General features: G+C 46.8%; 16 protein-coding genes. All 16 read left to right on the forward strand.

What is annotated here, in order from left to right:
- The first annotated feature begins 114 nt into the window (after window positions 1–114).
- The 16 genes from asd to pgsA all read left to right on the forward strand — a co-directional run bounded on the left by asd (window position 115) and on the right by pgsA (window position 17,497).
- Window positions 115–1,155 (forward strand): aspartate-semialdehyde dehydrogenase, encoded by a 1,041-nt coding sequence (asd, locus tag MHI30_RS09140; protein WP_025811420.1) that lies wholly within the window; start codon window positions 115–117, stop codon window positions 1,153–1,155.
- Window positions 1,156–1,245: 90 nt separating this feature from the next.
- Window positions 1,246–2,460 (forward strand): aspartate kinase, encoded by a 1,215-nt coding sequence (dapG, locus tag MHI30_RS09145; RefSeq protein ID WP_075752779.1) that lies wholly within the window; start codon window positions 1,246–1,248, stop codon window positions 2,458–2,460.
- 30 nt (window positions 2,461–2,490) lie between these two features.
- On the forward strand, window positions 2,491–3,360 hold the full coding sequence (dapA, locus tag MHI30_RS09150) for a 4-hydroxy-tetrahydrodipicolinate synthase (protein WP_075752777.1): 870 nt from the start codon (window positions 2,491–2,493) through the stop codon (window positions 3,358–3,360).
- A 147-nt stretch (window positions 3,361–3,507) separates the two neighbouring features.
- Window positions 3,508–5,172 carry a ribonuclease J2 gene (rnjB, locus tag MHI30_RS09155; protein WP_075752775.1) on the forward strand — a complete coding sequence of 555 codons (1,665 nt, stop codon included), beginning with the start codon at window positions 3,508–3,510 and terminating at the stop codon, window positions 5,170–5,172.
- Between the two features lie 241 nt (window positions 5,173–5,413).
- Window positions 5,414–6,160: a ClpP family protease gene (locus MHI30_RS09160; RefSeq protein WP_075752773.1), complete on the forward strand. Its 747-nt coding sequence runs from the start codon at window positions 5,414–5,416 to the stop codon at window positions 6,158–6,160.
- Window positions 6,157–6,372, forward strand: a complete 216-nt coding sequence (locus MHI30_RS09165) for a YlzJ-like family protein (protein ID WP_003181904.1) — start codon at window positions 6,157–6,159, stop codon at window positions 6,370–6,372. Before MHI30_RS09160 ends, MHI30_RS09165 begins: the two co-directional genes overlap by 4 nt.
- A 119-nt stretch (window positions 6,373–6,491) precedes the next feature.
- A complete protein-coding gene (locus MHI30_RS09170; protein ID WP_075752771.1) occupies window positions 6,492–8,840 on the forward strand; it encodes a DNA translocase FtsK in 2,349 nt (782 codons plus the stop codon).
- A gap of 132 nt (window positions 8,841–8,972) precedes the next feature.
- Window positions 8,973–9,698: a GntR family transcriptional regulator gene (locus MHI30_RS09175; protein WP_075752769.1), complete on the forward strand. Its 726-nt coding sequence runs from the start codon at window positions 8,973–8,975 to the stop codon at window positions 9,696–9,698.
- A 136-nt stretch (window positions 9,699–9,834) separates the two neighbouring features.
- Entirely contained in the window at window positions 9,835–11,040 is a 1,206-nt protein-coding gene (locus tag MHI30_RS09180) for an MFS transporter (protein ID WP_154495686.1), read from the forward strand.
- 139 nt (window positions 11,041–11,179) lie between these two features.
- The gene (locus MHI30_RS09185; protein WP_075752765.1) at window positions 11,180–12,460 is read left to right on the forward strand and encodes a pitrilysin family protein; all 1,281 of its coding nucleotides are present in this window, start codon (window positions 11,180–11,182) and stop codon (window positions 12,458–12,460) included.
- Window positions 12,457–13,743 (forward strand): pitrilysin family protein, encoded by a 1,287-nt coding sequence (locus MHI30_RS09190; protein ID WP_025811427.1) that lies wholly within the window; start codon window positions 12,457–12,459, stop codon window positions 13,741–13,743. The genes MHI30_RS09185 and MHI30_RS09190 overlap by 4 nt, the downstream gene beginning before the upstream one ends.
- 87 nt (window positions 13,744–13,830) lie before the next feature.
- The gene (locus tag MHI30_RS09195; protein ID WP_075752763.1) at window positions 13,831–14,562 is read left to right on the forward strand and encodes an SDR family oxidoreductase; all 732 of its coding nucleotides are present in this window, start codon (window positions 13,831–13,833) and stop codon (window positions 14,560–14,562) included.
- Between the two features lie 70 nt (window positions 14,563–14,632).
- Window positions 14,633–14,890, forward strand: a complete 258-nt coding sequence (locus MHI30_RS09200) for a DUF3243 domain-containing protein (protein ID WP_075752761.1) — start codon at window positions 14,633–14,635, stop codon at window positions 14,888–14,890.
- Between the two features lie 247 nt (window positions 14,891–15,137).
- Entirely contained in the window at window positions 15,138–15,929 is a 792-nt protein-coding gene (locus MHI30_RS09205) for a YmfK family protein (RefSeq protein WP_003181917.1), read from the forward strand.
- 17 nt (window positions 15,930–15,946) lie between these two features.
- A complete protein-coding gene (locus tag MHI30_RS09210) occupies window positions 15,947–16,849 on the forward strand; it encodes a RodZ domain-containing protein (protein ID WP_075752759.1) in 903 nt (300 codons plus the stop codon).
- Window positions 16,850–16,915: 66 nt separating this feature from the next.
- Window positions 16,916–17,497: a CDP-diacylglycerol--glycerol-3-phosphate 3-phosphatidyltransferase gene (pgsA, locus tag MHI30_RS09215; protein ID WP_075752757.1), complete on the forward strand. Its 582-nt coding sequence runs from the start codon at window positions 16,916–16,918 to the stop codon at window positions 17,495–17,497.
- Window positions 17,498–17,503 lie beyond the last annotated feature (6 nt).

Raw genomic sequence — 17,503 nt, forward strand, 5'->3', positions numbered from 1 at the left:
TAAAGTTGTAACAAAAAATATCAATCACCACGGCACACATCTATGTTAAAATAAAATGTAAAATGCATAGTCAACCAATCGTTTACGACGATTAAGGTGGAAGGAGTTTTACAATTGGGCAGAGGATTACATGTAGCAGTAGTTGGTGCGACAGGCGCTGTAGGACAGCAAATGTTAAAAACACTAGAAGACAGGAATTTTGAACTGGATAAACTGACTTTATTATCCTCAAAACGTTCAGCAGGTACGAAGCAGACTTTCAAAGGCGAAGAGTACACTGTAGAAGAAGCTCGTCCAGAGAGTTTTGAAGGCGTCAACATCGCGCTTTTCAGCGCGGGGGGAAGCGTTTCGCAGGCGCTTGCTCACGAGGCTGTCAAACGCGGGGCGATCGTCATTGATAATACGAGCGCGTTCCGGATGGACCAAAACACTCCGCTCGTCGTACCTGAGGTCAATGAGGCAGATTTGCACAAGCACAACGGCATTATTGCAAATCCGAACTGTTCAACAATCCAGATGGTTGTTGCGCTCGAACCGATCCGCAAGGCTTTCGGTTTAAACAAAATCATCGTGTCGACTTATCAGGCGGTGTCGGGAGCCGGAAACGAAGCGGTAAAAGAGCTCTACGGGCAAACCGAAGCCATTTTGAACGACAAACCGTTCGAGCCTGAGATCATGCCGGTGAAGAGTGATGAAAAACACTACCAAATCGCATTTAACGCTATTCCTCAAATCGATAAATTCCAGGAAAACGGCTTTACGTTTGAGGAAATGAAAATGATAAATGAAACGAAAAAAATCATGCACATGCCTGAGCTTCAAGTTTCAGCCACATGTGTCAGACTGCCGGTTGCAACAGGGCATTCAGAATCCGTCTACATCGAAACAGACCGTGATGATGTGACAGCAGAAGATATTAAAAATCTGTTAAAAGAAGCTCCAGGCGTCGTTCTGCAGGATGATCCGGCTGAACAGGTCTATCCGATGCCTGCAGATGCAGTAGGGAAAAGAGACGTGTTTGTCGGCCGGGTGAGAAAAGACCTCGACCGCCCGAACGGTTTCCATCTGTGGATCGTTTCCGACAACCTGCTGAAAGGCGCAGCATGGAATTCCGTACAAATCGCAGAAAGCCTAAAAGCTTTAAATTTAGTTTAAGATTTCTAACGGGATGTGAGAAGAGAGTGAGGCAAAAATGAAAGCCTGCTCTCTTCTGTTACGTCCGAAATCAACTTGGAGTGAAATAAAGTGAAAATCATCGTTCAAAAATTCGGCGGAACGTCTGTAAAAGATGACCGCGGCAGAAAGCTTGCCTTAAGCCATATTCAGGAAGCGGTCAATGAAGGATACAAAGCGGTTGTCGTCGTATCGGCCATGGGCCGGAAAGGCGATCCGTATGCGACTGATTCATTGCTTGATCTGCTTTACGGCGGACAGGATACTATTACCGAGCGCGAGCAGGATATGCTTTTATCATGCGGAGAAACGATTTCCTCTGTTGTGTTCGCCAGCATGCTTTTGGAAAACGGGATTAAAGCAGCTGCTTTAACCGGTGCGCAAGCGGGCTTTTTAACGGACAACAACCATACGAATGCAAAGATTCTCGAAATGAAGCCGGAGCGGCTTGTCAGCATGCTGGCCGACCATGATGCGGTTGTCGTCGCAGGATTCCAAGGTGCGACTGCAAAAGGGGACATCACAACGATCGGCCGCGGCGGAAGCGATACATCGGCCGCGGCGCTCGGCGCGGCGCTGGACGCGGAATTTATCGATATTTATACAGATGTCGAAGGCGTCATGACCGCTGATCCGCGCATCGTTGAAAAAGCGAAGCCGCTGCCTATGATTACCTATACGGAAATCTGTAATTTAGCCTATCAGGGGGCCAAGGTGATCCACCCGAGAGCCGTTGAAATCGCAATGCAGGCGAAAGTGCCGATCCGCGTGCGTTCAACCTATTCAAACGAGACGGGTACGCTCGTCACAAGCCATCACAACTCAAAAGCCGGAAGCGACGTTTTTGAGCGGCTTATCACAGGCATCGCCCATGTGAAAGACGTGACACAGTTTAAAGTCCCGGCAAAAGAAGGACAATATAACGTACAGACTGAAGTGTTTAAAGCGATGGCGAATGCCGGCATCAGCGTCGACTTCTTCAATATTACACCAAGTGAAATTGTCTACACGGTGGCTGGAAACATGACCGACCGCGCCTCTGGCATCCTGAAAGAATTAGGCTATGAACCGGCCGTGACGAGAAACTGCGCGAAAGTGTCAGCAGTTGGCGCGGGAATTATGGGCGTTCCGGGCGTTACCTCAAAAATCGTTACCGCTTTATCAGAAAAAGGCATTCCGATCTTGCAGTCTGCTGACAGCCATACGACGATATGGGTGCTCGTGCACGAGAAAAATATGGCGACGGCCGTGAATGCGCTGCATGAAGTGTTTGAACTGTCAAAATAAATATGATTGAATCATGATGAGGTGAAAAAAATGAATTTCGGAAATATCGCAACCGCAATGGTTACGCCCTTTGACAAAAATGAAAATATCGATTTTCAAAAACTGTCAAAGCTGATCGATTATTTAATAAACAATGGGACAGATTCCCTGGTTGTTGCCGGAACAACCGGAGAATCGCCGACGCTTTCCGAAGAAGAAAAGGTAGCGCTCATTCAATATTCCGTTAAGGAAGCGGCAGGCCGCGTCCCGATCATCGCCGGCACGGGAAGCAATAACACGAAAGCGTCGATCAAGCTGACGAAAAAAGCTGAAGAAGCCGGCGCTGACGCCGTCATGCTCGTCACTCCGTACTACAACAAGCCTTCTCAGGAAGGCATGTACCGCCATTTCAGAGCGATTGCGGAGGAAACGTCACTGCCTGTCATGCTTTATAATGTACCGGGAAGAACGGCTGCTTCGCTCGCACCGGAAACGACGATCCGCCTTGCGGAGATCCCGAATATCATTGCGATTAAAGAAGCGAGCGGCGACTTAGATGCGATGACAAAAATCGTAGCTGAAACCCCTGAGGACTTTGCCGTTTATTCAGGAGATGACAGCCTGACACTGCCGGCGCTGTCCGTAGGAGCGAGAGGAATCGTTTCCGTTGCATCACACATCATCGGACCGGAAATGCAGGAAATGATCAAACATTATACAGAGGGGAACACGGCTCAGGCTGCTTTGATTCATCAAAAGCTGCTTCCGCTGATGAAAGGGCTTTTTGCCGCACCGAATCCGTCTCCATTAAAGACGGCTCTTCAGCTGAAGGGTCTTGACGTCGGGTCCGTCCGGCTCCCTTTGATTCCGCTAAATGAAGATGAACGACTCCGTTTAAGCAGCCTGATGAACGGCCTGTAAAAAACAATACGGACGAAAACGGTCATTCTCTTTTGGAGGGGATGACCGTTTGTCATATACATAATGGTTCTTGTTTTCTAAATTTAGATTCAGGTATAATAGGGACAAGTGATGATGGACGGGTACTTAGATTAGGAGGATTACAATTTGAAAAAAAATACAGAAAATATTAGAATCATCGCCTTAGGAGGCGTCGGAGAGATCGGAAAAAACCTTTATGTCATTGAAATCGATTCTGACATATTCGTGGTTGACGCCGGTCTCATGCATCCAGAAAATGAAATGCTGGGTATCGATGTGGTCATTCCTGACATTTCATATTTAATTGAACGATCTGACCGCGTAAAGGCGATTTTTCTCACACACGGGCATGAGGAAAACATCGGCGGCGTATTTTACTGCCTGAACAAACTTTCTGTGCCTGTTTACGGAACGAAGCTGACGCTCGCCCTTTTAAAGGAAACGCTGAAGCAGTACGGTGTAAACAAAAAGCCCGATTTAAGAGAAATTCATTCAAAATCCGTTATTACATTTGAATCAACAAAAGTGTCATTCTTTAAAACAAATCACAGCATTCCGGATTCCGTCGGTGTCAGCTTTAAAACATCCCTCGGATCCATCGTGTGCACAGGCGATTTTAAATTTGACCAGACACCTGTTTTAAACCAGACAAGCGACATCGGCGAAATTGCCAAAATCGGCAACAGCGGTGTGCTGTGTCTGCTTTCCGACAGTGCCAATGCTGAGAAACCGGGCTATACGCCTTCAGAAGCAGTCGTCGGCGGAGAGATATCCGATGTGATGTACAATGCTGAAAACCGCGTCATTATTGCCGTGTTCGCGTCTAACTTTAACCGGATTCAGCAGGTCATTGATGCCGCGCTCCAAAACGGCAGGAAGCTTGCGGTTTCAGGAAAAAATATTTCGTCGATACTCCAGCTGGCGATGAAACTCGGGTATGTCACGGCAGATGAGGATCTGTTCATCCCTGTCCAGGAAGTTAAAAAGTATCCGAAAAGAGAAGTCGCGATTTTGACAGGGGACAACCATGGAGAGCCGCTCGCCGCATTGACCAGGATCGCAAAACAAGGGCATAAGCAGCTCGACATTGAGAAAGGGGATACCGTCCTGATCGCATCCTCCCCTATTCCAGGTCAGGAGCTTGTCTACTCCAAAGCGGTCGACCTCTTAACAAGAGCGGGCGCGCAGGTCGTATTCGCCCAAAAACGCGTCCATGTATCAGGCCATGGCTGTCAGGAAGAACTGAAGCTGATGCTCAACTTGCTGAAGCCGAAGTATTTAATCCCAGTAAACGGTGAATACAGAATGCAAAAAGCGCATTCCAAGCTTGCCGAAGAAATCGGCATGAAACGGAGCGACATTTTCCTGATTGAAAAAGGAGACGTCGTGGAATTCCGCGGACAAAACGTGAAAATCGGCGATAAAGTGCATTCAGGCAATATTTTGATCGATGGACTCGGTGTCGGCGACATCGGCAATATCGTGCTCAGAGACCGCCGTCTTCTGTCCCAGGACGGAATCTTAATCGTTGTGATTACCCTTGATAAAAAGAAAAAACATCTTGTATCAGGACCCGAAATTATCACGAGAGGTTTTGTCTATGTCAGAGAATCTGAACAGCTGATCGTTGAAGCGACGGAACTTGTCAGGGAACTCGTCAATGAAAGCACAGAAAACGCCGTCGTCGAATGGTCCGCCTTAAAACAGGCGATGCGTGACGCATTAAACCAGTTCCTATACGAAAAAACGAAACGAAAACCAATGATCATTCCAATCATCATGGAAGTATAAAACCAAGAGATTTCTCTTGGTTCAGATTGTTGACAAAATCCCAAAACGACTTTTAGTTTTGGGATTTTGTCATCCTTTCAGCGTGATTGAAAACCCTTTCAGGCCTGACAACGAATGCGAGGGTTTGTCGACACGCTGAAACCAAGAGACTCCTCTTGGTTTTTTTTCATCCCTTTTGCGTTGAATGAAAAAAACGCCATTGTCCATAATACAAAAGAAACTCGAGAAAGAGGTGAGCCAGATGGACTCAAACCGGATACAAAACGGGGACAGCCAGGGGGAGCAGCCGGCTAAGCCGGACGCAAAAGACAATCTAGTCAACAAAATCCAGCAGCTCGGCGAAACGACACTTCCGCAAATGGGTCAGGATACCAACATTCACTGTCTGACCATTATCGGGCAAATTGAAGGTCACGTACAGCTTCCTCCCCAAAATAAAACAACAAAATATGAACATGTGATTCCCCAGATCGTTGCAGTAGAGCAGAATCCTAAAATCGAAGGGCTGCTCATCATCTTAAACACGGTCGGAGGAGACGTTGAAGCGGGCCTTGCGATTGCGGAAATGCTGGCGTCTCTGTCAAAGCCGACGGTCTCTATCGTGCTGGGCGGCGGACATTCAATCGGAGTTCCAATTGCGGTGTCCTGCGACCACAGCTATATCGCTGAAACAGCGACGATGACGATCCATCCGGTCAGACTGACAGGGCTTGTCATCGGTGTGCCGCAGACATTTGAGTATCTCGATAAAATGCAGGAAAGGGTCATCAATTTCGTGACAAGTCATTCGAACATATCGGAAGACAAATTTAAAGAACTGATGTTTTCAAAAGGCAATTTGACCCGCGATATCGGGACGAATGTCGTAGGAAAGGATGCCGTTAAATACGGATTAATCGATGAAACCGGCGGAGTCGGACAGGCGATTCAAAAGCTGAATGAATTAATCGAACAAAACAAGGGCGCCCAGGAAGGGATGATCCAATGATTCTGTATACGACAATGCCGCAGGAAATCGTGTTCGCAGGGCAGGCGGAAAATTCGAACTTAAAACAGATCGATGTCAACGGCGTACCCCTTTTAGTCGAAATGAACGGAGAGGAAGCAAGAGTCGTCCAAGTTCTCAGCACGAACCCGATGGATTTTTTAAAACAAGAAACAGCACCTGGGCAGACGCTTAAACTGACATTTTATAAATAGCTGAAGTGTCGCAAGGATAAATATGCTATAATAGGGGAATCCAGAGGAAAATCGCAGCCGAAAAAAGGCTGCTTTCTCTTTGTTTTTACATTTTTTAACACGCAGTAAGGTGATGGAACATGGCAAAAAGAAAACGAAAATCAACAAAGAAACAAAAACAAGGAAAAAAACGGATTCATCTTAAATTTGAATTGTACGGATTAATCTGTATCGCCATCTCGATTATTGCAGTTTTGCAGCTTGGCGTAGCAGGGCAAACGTTCATTTACATGTTCCGCTTTTTCGCCGGTGAATGGTTCATCCTTTGCTTTCTCGGCCTCTTTTTAACGGGCGTGTCTTTATTTTGGAAGAAAAAAACACCCAGTTTTTTGACGAGGAGAAAAGCGGGCCTTTACTGCATCATCGCAAGCATGCTGCTTCTTTCCCATGTCCAGCTGTTTCAGCATTTGACCGAAAGGGGAATCGTTCAGTCTCCGAGCGTGATCCAAAATACGTGGGAGCTGTTTCTGATGGATGTAAAAGGCGAGACAGGAACACCTGATCTTGGAGGCGGAATGATTGGAGCCGTTTTGTTTGCGGCGTCATACTTTCTGTTTGCATCTGCAGGGTCTAAAATCATCGCCGTCTTCCTGATCTTGATCGGCCTTCTTTTGATTACGGACCGTTCGCTGCAGGAGACGCTGATCAAATGGATGACCCCGGTCGCGTCCTTCATTAAAAACCAGTGGCAGGCCTTTTTAGCAGACATGAAACAATTGAAAAGCAGCTCGCCCAAAAAGAAATCAGGAAAAAAACAAAAGGCGCAGAGAAAACCGAAAGTGTCTGAAGAGCCTGTACAAGAAGCGGAGCTTGATCCAGATCCGGTGATTCAGTCAGAACCGATTATTTCAAGCTTTTCCGACCGTGATGAAAAGCCCGAAGTTCAAGCGTACGAAGCTCAGGCGCCTGCCCCTGCCGAGCATTCTCCTGAGCCTGAAGCCAGTGAGGACATGCAGGCTACAGCCGCGCCCGAGATCACGTTCACAGAGCTTGAAAACAAGGATTATCAGCTTCCGTCAATTCAATTGCTCGATGAGCCGAAGCACACAGGGCAGCAGGCGGATAAAAAGAATATTTACGACAATGCCAGGAAGCTGGAAAAGACGTTTCAAAGCTTCGGAGTTAAGGCGAAAGTCACCCAGGTTCATCTCGGCCCGGCCGTGACGAAATATGAAGTCTATCCTGATGTGGGCGTCAAAGTCAGCAAAATTGTCAATTTAAGTGATGACTTGGCTCTTGCGCTCGCGGCCAAAGATATCCGCATCGAAGCCCCGATTCCCGGAAAATCGGCGATTGGAATCGAAGTTCCGAATGCGGAAGTCGCGATGGTTTCCTTGAAAGAAGTGCTCGAATCGAAACTGAATGACCGCCCGGATGCAAAGCTGATGATCGGCCTCGGCCGGAACATTTCCGGAGAAGCTGTATTGGCAGAACTGAACAAAATGCCCCATCTTCTTGTTGCAGGAGCGACAGGAAGCGGGAAAAGCGTCTGTGTCAACGGGATTATTACAAGCATTTTGATGAGGGCAAAGCCCCACGAAGTGAAGATGATGATGATTGACCCGAAAATGGTCGAGCTCAACGTCTACAACGGGATTCCGCATTTGCTCGCGCCCGTCGTGACAGACCCGAAAAAAGCATCGCAGGCTTTGAAGAAAGTCGTCAATGAAATGGAGCGGCGCTACGAATTGTTTTCTCACACGGGAACGAGAAATATCGAAGGGTATAACGACTATATTAAACGGATGAATGCCGCAGAAGAAGCAAAGCAGCCGGAGCTGCCATATATCATTGTGATCGTGGACGAGCTCGCCGACTTGATGATGGTCGCTTCCTCTGATGTGGAAGACTCGATCACAAGGCTTTCGCAAATGGCCAGGGCGGCGGGAATCCATCTGATCATCGCGACGCAGCGGCCTTCGGTCGATGTCATTACAGGGGTCATTAAAGCCAATATTCCGTCAAGGATCGCTTTCAGCGTATCGTCACAGACCGACTCCAGAACGATTCTTGACATGGGAGGCGCTGAAAAACTTCTCGGCAGAGGGGACATGCTGTTCTTGCCTGTCGGCGCCAACAAACCGCTTCGCGTTCAAGGGGCCTTCCTGTCAGACGAAGAAGTTGAAAAAGTTGTCGATCATGTCATCAGCCAGCAAAAAGCCCAATACCAAGAAGAAATGATTCCAGAAGAGACGCAGGAAACGGTCAGCGAAGTGACAGACGATCTTTACGACGAAGCGGTTGCGCTTGTCGTCAGCATGCAGACGGCGTCCGTGTCCATGCTGCAAAGAAGATTCCGCATCGGCTACACAAGAGCGGCGCGGCTTATCGATGCCATGGAAGAGCGGGGAATCGTCGGCCCTTATGAAGGTTCAAAACCCCGTGAAGTCCTCTTGTCAAAAGAGCAATACGAAGAACTCTCTTCTTGAGAAGAGAGTTCTTGTTTTACATAATTTCATTATGTAAACTGGAAAACGTCTATTTATTTATTTGACAAAACATGATATAGTTATCCTCAATTAAAGATAATTTGAATCTGATCTGTCAGACGGAGGGAAAACATGTCGATAAAAGCTGACAATCAACGGTTATGTTTAAAAGTGATTGATCGGATAAAAGATGATATTCAAAATGGGGTCTTTTGCGAGAATGAACGGCTCCCGTCTGAGTTTGAGCTATCAAGGATGCTTGGTGTGAGCAGAACGGCTTTGCGTGATGCGCTTAGAATGCTGGAAGAAGAAAACGTCATCATCAGAAGGCATGGAGTCGGACATTTTGTAAATGCCAGACCGTTATTTCTATCTGGTATTGAGCAGCTGAACAGCGTCACAAAAATGATCGAGCAGGCAAGCATGACACCGGGAACCATTTTTATGTCTTCACAGGTTACCGCTCCTACCGAAGAAGATATGCTCCGGTTTCAATATGCGGAAGAAACCGAGATCTTTTTGCTTGAGCGGGTGAGAACGGCAAATGGAATGCCTGTTGTCTACTGTCTTGATAAAATACCTGTGGATATCCTCCCGGAAGGCTTTTCACACGAGCAGGAATCGATGTTTGAATGGCTTGAGGACAAATCCGGCGCCGTGATCAGCTATGCTGTTGCCGATATTGTGCCGATCGGGTATCACGACACCATTTCTCAAATTCTCGAATGCGATCCTGAAACATCTTTGCTTCTGCTCAAACAGACTCATTATGACCAAAACGATAAGCCCGTTTTATATTCTTTAAACTATTTTCGGGCCGATAAATTCAGATTTCACGTCGTCAGAAAACGTTTTTGATATACGGGCGCTCGATTAGGAGCGGCTGTTTTTTTTTGCCCATTAGCGCCCATACATAAATAAGCCCGCATCACGGAACAATAACAGATGGAAATACTGATGAATTGGGTGAAAAAAGTTGAGCAGAAAAAAAGACATGAAAAGCATTGTTGCGCTGTCTTCGGTCCCGCTTGTGATGACGCTAGGCAATTCGATGCTGATTCCGGTTTTGCCGGTGATCGAAAAAAAATTAAACATTTCTTCGTTCCAAGTGTCGCTGATCATCACGGTTTACTCAATCGTGGCGATTTTATGCATCCCGATTACCGGCTATATGTCAGACCGGTTCGGAAGAAAAAAGATCATGCTCCCATGTCTTGTGATCGCGGGAGCTGGAGGAGCTCTGGCAGGTTTGGCTTCAACTTTTTTCAAAGATCCGTTTGCGATGATTTTAGCCGGGCGCGTTCTTCAAGGAATCGGATCAGCCGGCGCAGCGCCGATCGTCATGCCGTTTATCGGCGATCTTTTTCAAAATGATGAAGAAATCAGCGCGGGACTCGGAGATATAGAGACGGCCAATACTGCCGGTAAAGTATTAAGCCCGATATTAGGGGCTTTTTTAGCATCTTGGGTTTGGTACATGCCATTTTGGTTTATTCCGGTCGTGTCTCTCGCGAGCTTTTTTCTCGTCTTGTTCTTTGTTCCCAAACCGAATGACAAAGATGATGAAAAGCAAACATTAAAAAACTTCGCAAAAAACGTACAGGAGATATTTAAACGGGAAGGACGATGGCTTGTTTCCATTTTTGTCATCGGCGGGATCATTATGTTTCTTTTATTCGGGGTTCTCTTCTACCTGTCGGATACTTTGGAGAAGCAGCATCAAATTGACGGGATTGCAAAAGGAGCGCTTCTCAGCATTCCGCTGCTTTTCCTTTCCGTCAGCTCCTACCTTGCCGGAAAGCTAATCGGAAACGACAAAATCAGGATGAAGGCCTGCGTACTGACCGGCATGGTCCTGCTGTCTCTGTCGTTTGCCGGTTTGTGGTGGAACCACAGCTTTTACCCGCTGTTTTTATTTATGTCCATCGGCGGTATCGGGATCGGGATTGCACTCCCTTCTTTGGATGCGCTGATTACCGAGGGAATTGAAAAAGAAGAACGCGGCACGATATCTTCGTTTTACAACAGTATGCGGTTTATCGGGGTTGCGCTCGGACCGCCGGTTTTCGCCTATATGATGACAAATGCGGATTGGCTGATATTCATCGTATCGCTTTTGTGCGGTTTAGCCGCCTTAGCGCTTGTGCTGTTTAATATCGACCCGAAAGAAGACGAAAGTGAAGCGGCAAAGACGGTGTAAATCTGCACCGTCTTTTTGATAAGGTTTTTAGTTTCCTTAAATCTCCTCCAGTTGATATAATTACAACCATACAGTCCAAGCGCATATGCTGAAATGTGGTCATAATACATAATATAAACAAGGACGAAGGAGGTTCTATATGACATACCTTAACGAAATAAAAGGAAAGCACCGCGGATTGACAAGCCACATCGTCAAAACGGAAAAATTCAAAACCGTCTCGATTATTTTTAAAATGCTTGCTCCTTTAACAAAGGAGGATGTGACAGAGAGGGCGCTTTTTCCGCATGTGCTTTTGCGGGGAACGGGCACCCGCCCCAAAACTTCAGAACTCAGAACGTATCTTGATGAACTTTACGGCACTTCCGTATCATGCGACCTCTCCAAAAAAGGGGAAATGCATGTCATTACATTCAGGCTCGATATCGCAAACGAAAAATTTTTAAAGGATCAGACACCGCTTCTGGAAAAAGGGCTCGAGCTTTTATCAGAGATCATTTTTTCGCCGGCGCTTGAAGACGGGTCCTTTCTGCCGCTGTACGTGTCTCAGGAAAAACGCACACTAAAGCAAAGAATACAGGCGGTTTATAACGACAAAATGCGCTATTCAAATTTGAGGCTGATTCAGGTGATGTGCAAAGATGAGCCATACGCGCTTCACGTCAACGGAGAGCTTGATGATGTAGACGGCATCACGTCTCAAAGCCTGTATGAAGCTTATCAAAAAGCGGTCACAGAAGACCAGCTCGACATTTATGTCGTTGGAGATGTGGATGAACAGCAGGTGAATTCGTACATTTCCAAATACTTCGAAGTAAACGAGCGCGAGCTGAGAACCGTTCCCAAGCTTGAGCAAATCCGCGCAAAGGAGCCTCAGGAAGTCGTCGAGGATGCGGATGTCAAGCAAGGCAAGCTGAACATGGGATTTCGGACGGGAACGTATTTTACGGATGATGATTATCCGGCGCTTCAGCTGTTTAACGGCTTGTTTGGCGGATTTTCACATTCAAAGCTGTTTATTAATGTCAGGGAAAAGGCCAGCCTTGCCTATTATGCGGCTTCCAGAATCGAAAGCTTTAAAGGGCTGTTGATGGTGATGTCGGGGATTGAAGTCGGCAATTATCAAAAAGCCGTCGACATCATCAAGGAGCAGTTCCAGGAAATGAAAAAAGGCAGCTTTACAGAAGAAGCGATCGACCAGACGAAAGCCGTCATTAAAAACCAGATTCTTGAAACGCTTGATACACCGTACGGCTTAGTCGAATTTATTTATCAGCAGGCTGCCGCCCAAACCGAATTTTCCCTGGAAGACTGGCTGGGACGAATCGACAACGTCACAAAAGACGAGATCATCGAAGTCGGGAAGAAAATCGATTTGGATACAACGTACTTTCTCAAAGGGACGGAGGGAGCATCTTGACGAAAACGATCGAATTTAAACAGCTGAAGGAAACATTATATTACGAAAAAATGCCTGGCGGCCTCGATGTCTATGTTCTTCCGAAAGAAGGATTTAACAAGACATATGCGGTCTTTACGACAAAATACGGATCGATTGACAATCAGTTTGTCCCGCTCGGAAAAGAAGAAATGGTCCGTGTGCCTGACGGAATCGCACACTTTTTGGAGCATAAGCTCTTCGAAAAAGAAGACGGCGATGTTTTTCAGCAATTCAGCAGGCAGGGAGCTTCGGCAAATGCGTTTACCTCCTTCACAAGAACGGCCTACCTGTTTTCGAGCACGTCCAACGTGGAAGAAAACTTGGAAACGCTCGTCGATTTTGTGCAGGACCCTTACTTTACGGAAAAAACGGTTGAGAAGGAAAAAGGCATCATCGGACAGGAAATCAACATGTATGACGACAACCCAGACTGGCGTCTGTTTTTCGGCTTGATCGAAAACATGTACCAGGAGCATCCTGTCCGGATTGATATCGCAGGCACGATCGAAAGCATCTCTCATATTACAAAAGACCTTTTGTACGAATGCTATGAGACGTTCTATCACCCGAGCAATATGCTGCTGTTTGTCGTCGGTCCGGTCGATCCCGAGGCGATCATCCGCCAGGTCCGCGAAAACCAGCAGAAAAAGCCGTATACAGACCAGCCTGAAATCGTCCGCAAAGAAGTTAAAGAGCCTGGAGCCGTATTCAAAAAAGAACAGGAAATTAAAATGAATGTTCAAAGCTCAAAATGCCTCGTCGGTTTAAAAAGCGCTCATCCGATGAATACGGGAGAAGCCCTGCTGAAGCATGAGCTGACCATCAACCTCATCCTTGAGTGCCTGTTCGGCAAAAGCTCCAGCGATTATGAAAGAATTTATGAAAAAGGGTATATCGATGAGACATTCAGCTATGACTATACTGAAGAACACGGATTTGGCTTCGTCTCTGTCGGCGGTGATACGCCTGAGCCCGACAAGCTTGCCGAGGAGCTGAAACAAGTGCTGTTCAAGGCGAAAGAAACGATCACAGCCGAAAAGCTGGAGCTGGCTAGAAAGAAAAAAATCGGCAATTTCTTAAAATCGATGAATTCGCCTGAGTATATCGCCAACCAGTTTACACGGTACGCTTTTCTGGAGACGAGTCTGTTTGATATCGTCACCGTACTCGAATCGATTACGCTTGAGGACGTTCACCGCGTCATCCAGGAAGAAATCGAAGAAGACAGAATCACCGTCTGCAAAGTCGTTCCAAAATCATAAAGCAAGGTCTGAAAGTTCAGCGTGTCAGGACATTTTCCGATGCACGCTGAACCTTTCTTCTTTTTAACGGAAAGGTGGAAACATAGTATGACAAAACTCGCTCTTATCACCGGTGCAAGCGGCGGAATCGGGCAAAGCATCAGCGAAAAGCTGGCGCAAAACGGGTATGATCTTCTCCTCCATTACCATACAAATGAGCAGGCAGCCGCAGCACTTGCAGAAAGGCTGTCACATACATACGGCATTCACGCCGAAATCATTCACGGCGACCTGTCCGATCCCGGCGGCGCAAAAGCCGTTTCCGCTTCCATCGGCGGGCGGGCGCTTGACGGCATCGTCTTAAACAGCGGTCAAAGCTTCCGCGGGCTTGTGACAGACATGACTGATGAGGCTGTGCAGGACATGGTGCAGCTCCATGTCTCAAGCCCGTTTCTGCTGACGAGGAATCTGCTGCCGGCGATGATCAGGAAAAAATCCGGCGCAATTGTAGCCGTCAGCTCTATTTGGGGTGAAACAGGGGCGTCGTGCGAAGTTTTATACAGCATGACAAAAGGCGCGCAAAATGTGTTTGTCAAAGCCCTCGCAAAAGAACTTGCGCCTAGCGGCATCAGAGTCAACGCCGTTTCTCCGGGCGCTGTGAAAACAAAGATGATGGGCTCGTTTTCAAAAGAGGAAGAAGAGATGATCGCCGATGAGATTCCGATGGGAAGGCTCGCCGAAGCCGAAGAGGTTGCGGACGCCGTGCTGTTTCTGCTCTCTGCTAAGGCATCTTATATCACGGGTCAAATTTTGTCAGTTAATGGCGGCTGGCATTGTTAAAAACATGTATAGTTTGCGGTTCCCCAGAGAATAATAAGGCTGTAACTTCAAGAGAATGGAGGGGCCTGATATGTCCGTACTGGATAATTGGGATCAGTGGAAAAACTTTTTGGGCGACCGTTTGAACTATGCCCAAGAAAGAGGAATGTCAAACGAAACCATCTCAGATCTCGCATATGAGATCGGCGATTATTTGGCCGGTGAGGTTGATTCAAAAAACCATCAAGAACGAGTGCTCGCGGACCTTTGGAGCGTGGCTTCAGAAGAAGAGCAGCGCGCCATTGCGAATGTGATGGTTAAGCTTGTTGAAAACAACAGCTCGCATTAAGGAGAGAGTGTGTTCACTCTCTCTTTTTTATAGGCGCGGCTTTGTCGGCGGCACCGCTTTTGTTGTTTGCTTTCCACCCCGATAGGGTAAACATCATCCAGGCGCTGTTACAGCAGGTTTTTCCCGATTCTGGGAAACGGACGTTTTTCTTATTTAATCACAACATTCTGCTTTCTAATTGAGACAAAATGCTTTATGATAAAGGAAGGTAAATTTTTGCCACGATGATGGGTAGGGAGGTTATCATTTGGCAAAGCTCGAATGGTACTTAGAATATGAAATACAAGTCAACCGTCCCGGACTTCTGGGAGATATATCCTCTTTATTGGGGATGCTTTCAATTAATATTGTGACCATTAACGGCGTCGATACTCAAAGAAGAGGCCTCTTGTTAAAATGCCGTCATATAGATCAGATTAAGCGACTGGAATCGATTCTGAACACGATGGATACGATTAAAGTGACGAAGCTCCGCGAGCCGAAGCTTCGCGACCGTCTCGCTGTAAGGCACGGCCGCTATATCCAGCGGGATGCAGACGATAAAAAAACATTCCGGTTTGAACGCGACGAGCTTGGCTTGCTTGTCGATTTTATGGCTGAGCTGTTTAAAAAAGACGGGCACAAGCTGATCGGGATCAGGGGAATGCCCCGCGTCGGCAAGACGGAATCAATTGTCGCTTCAAGCGTCTGTGCAAGCAAAAGGTGGCTTTTTGTTTCTTCGACACTGCTGAAGCAAACGATCAGAAGCCAGCTGATTGCCGATGAGTACAGTCCGGAGAATGTTTTCATTTTGGACGGCATTGTGTCGACGAGAAGAGGATCTGAACGCCATTTGCAGCTCGTCAGTGAGATCATGCGGCTGCCGGCGACCAAAGTTGTCGAGCATCCGGACATTTTCGTGCAAAATACGGAATATACGATGGACGATTTTGATTACATCATCGAATTGCGTAACAGCCCCGATGAGGTGATTACATATGAACATGCTGAAGAACCGCAGATGTTTGACCATTCAGGTTTTTCCGGCTTTGATTTTTAAAATGGAAGGTGTTTGTTGTGACTGAACTAGGAAATCGGCTGAAAGAAGCCAGAGAGGAAAAAGGGATGTCATTGGACGATCTTCAGGCGGCCACAAAGATCCAGAAAAGGTATTTAACGGCCCTTGAAGAAGGAAACTATGATATCATTCCGGGAAAATTTTATGTGCGGGCTTTTATCAAGCAGTACGCCGAAGCTGTCGGCCTCGACTCGGAGCTCTTGTTTGAAGAGTTTAAAAAAGATATCCCTAATTCTTACAATGATGAGGTTTCTGAGAAGCTTTCTTCAATCAAGCCGCAGAGAGAGCTGCCCAAGTCTGCCTCAAAAGCGCTTGAACTTTTGCCTACCCTGCTTGTGGCAGCCGGCGTTATCGTTGTGATCGCGATCATTTACGTCATCGTTCAGGCTGTAAACGGCGGAGGCAACCAGCAGGCTGAAGAGCCTAAGACAGAGGAATCGCAAAGCAAGTATGACGTCTCAAAAGATTCCCCGCTGACAAAGGGAAATCAACAGAACACGGATGCGCAGAAAGACAGCGCTGAAGGCGACAAAGAAAAAAAGGATCAGCAGTCTGATGAGAACGACAAGCTGACCATGAAAGCGACCGCAAGCGAAGGCTCTTCCACAACTTATGAAGTATCAGGATCCGACAAGCTGGAGCTTGAAGTAAAGGCAAACGAAAACTCATGGGTCAGGGTGCGCGACGAGAAAGGAAGCTCCCTTAAAGAAGGAATGATGAAAAAAGGAGAAACCTTTCAAAAGAATATTACCGATCAATCGCAAATTGATTTGCGGATCGGATATGCGCCGGGCGTTGAAATTAAAATCAACGGAGAAGTTCTTTCTTACAAGCTCGATCCTAAGACTGTGATGACACAAAACATAACGATTCAAAATAAAAAGGAGGAAAAGTCATCTTAATTGCACAGATGACTTTTTCTTGCGTTCATCATCAATAGGAAAACATACATATCTGGAGGAACCTTTATGTTTAATCTACCGAATAAAATCACGCTTTCTAGAATCGCATTAATTCCTGTTTTTATGGTCATCATGCTTGTGCCGTTTCACTGGGGGGCTGTCTCCTTCGGCAGCGAGTCGATTCCGGTCACCCATTTGATCGGCGCACTGTTGTTTATTTTTGCTTCTGTCACCGATTGGGTTGACGGCTATTATGCGAGAAAGCTGAACCTTGTCACAAACTTTGGAAAATTTCTTGACCCGCTTGCAGACAAGCTGCTCGTGTCTTCCGCTTTAATTATTCTGGTGCATTACCATCTTGCTCCGGCCTGGATGGCCATTGTCATTATCAGCCGGGAATTTGCCGTAACGGGACTGCGGCTCGTCCTTGCGGGAACAGGGGAAGTTGTCGCGGCCAACATGCTTGGAAAAGTGAAAACATGGGCTCAGATCATCGCTATCTCTGCTCTTTTGCTTCACAATCTTCCATTTGAGCTTGTATCCTTCCCGTTCGGCTCGCTTGCTTTATGGGTGGCTGTCTTTTTCACAGTCGTATCAGGATGGGATTATTTCGCTAAAAACTGGGATGCTTTAAAAACATCGAACTAAACGTGG

It is taken from the genome of Bacillus sp. FSL L8-0528, assembly GCF_038593085.1.
GTDB classification, from domain to species: Bacteria; Bacillota; Bacilli; order Bacillales; family Bacillaceae; genus Bacillus; species Bacillus paralicheniformis.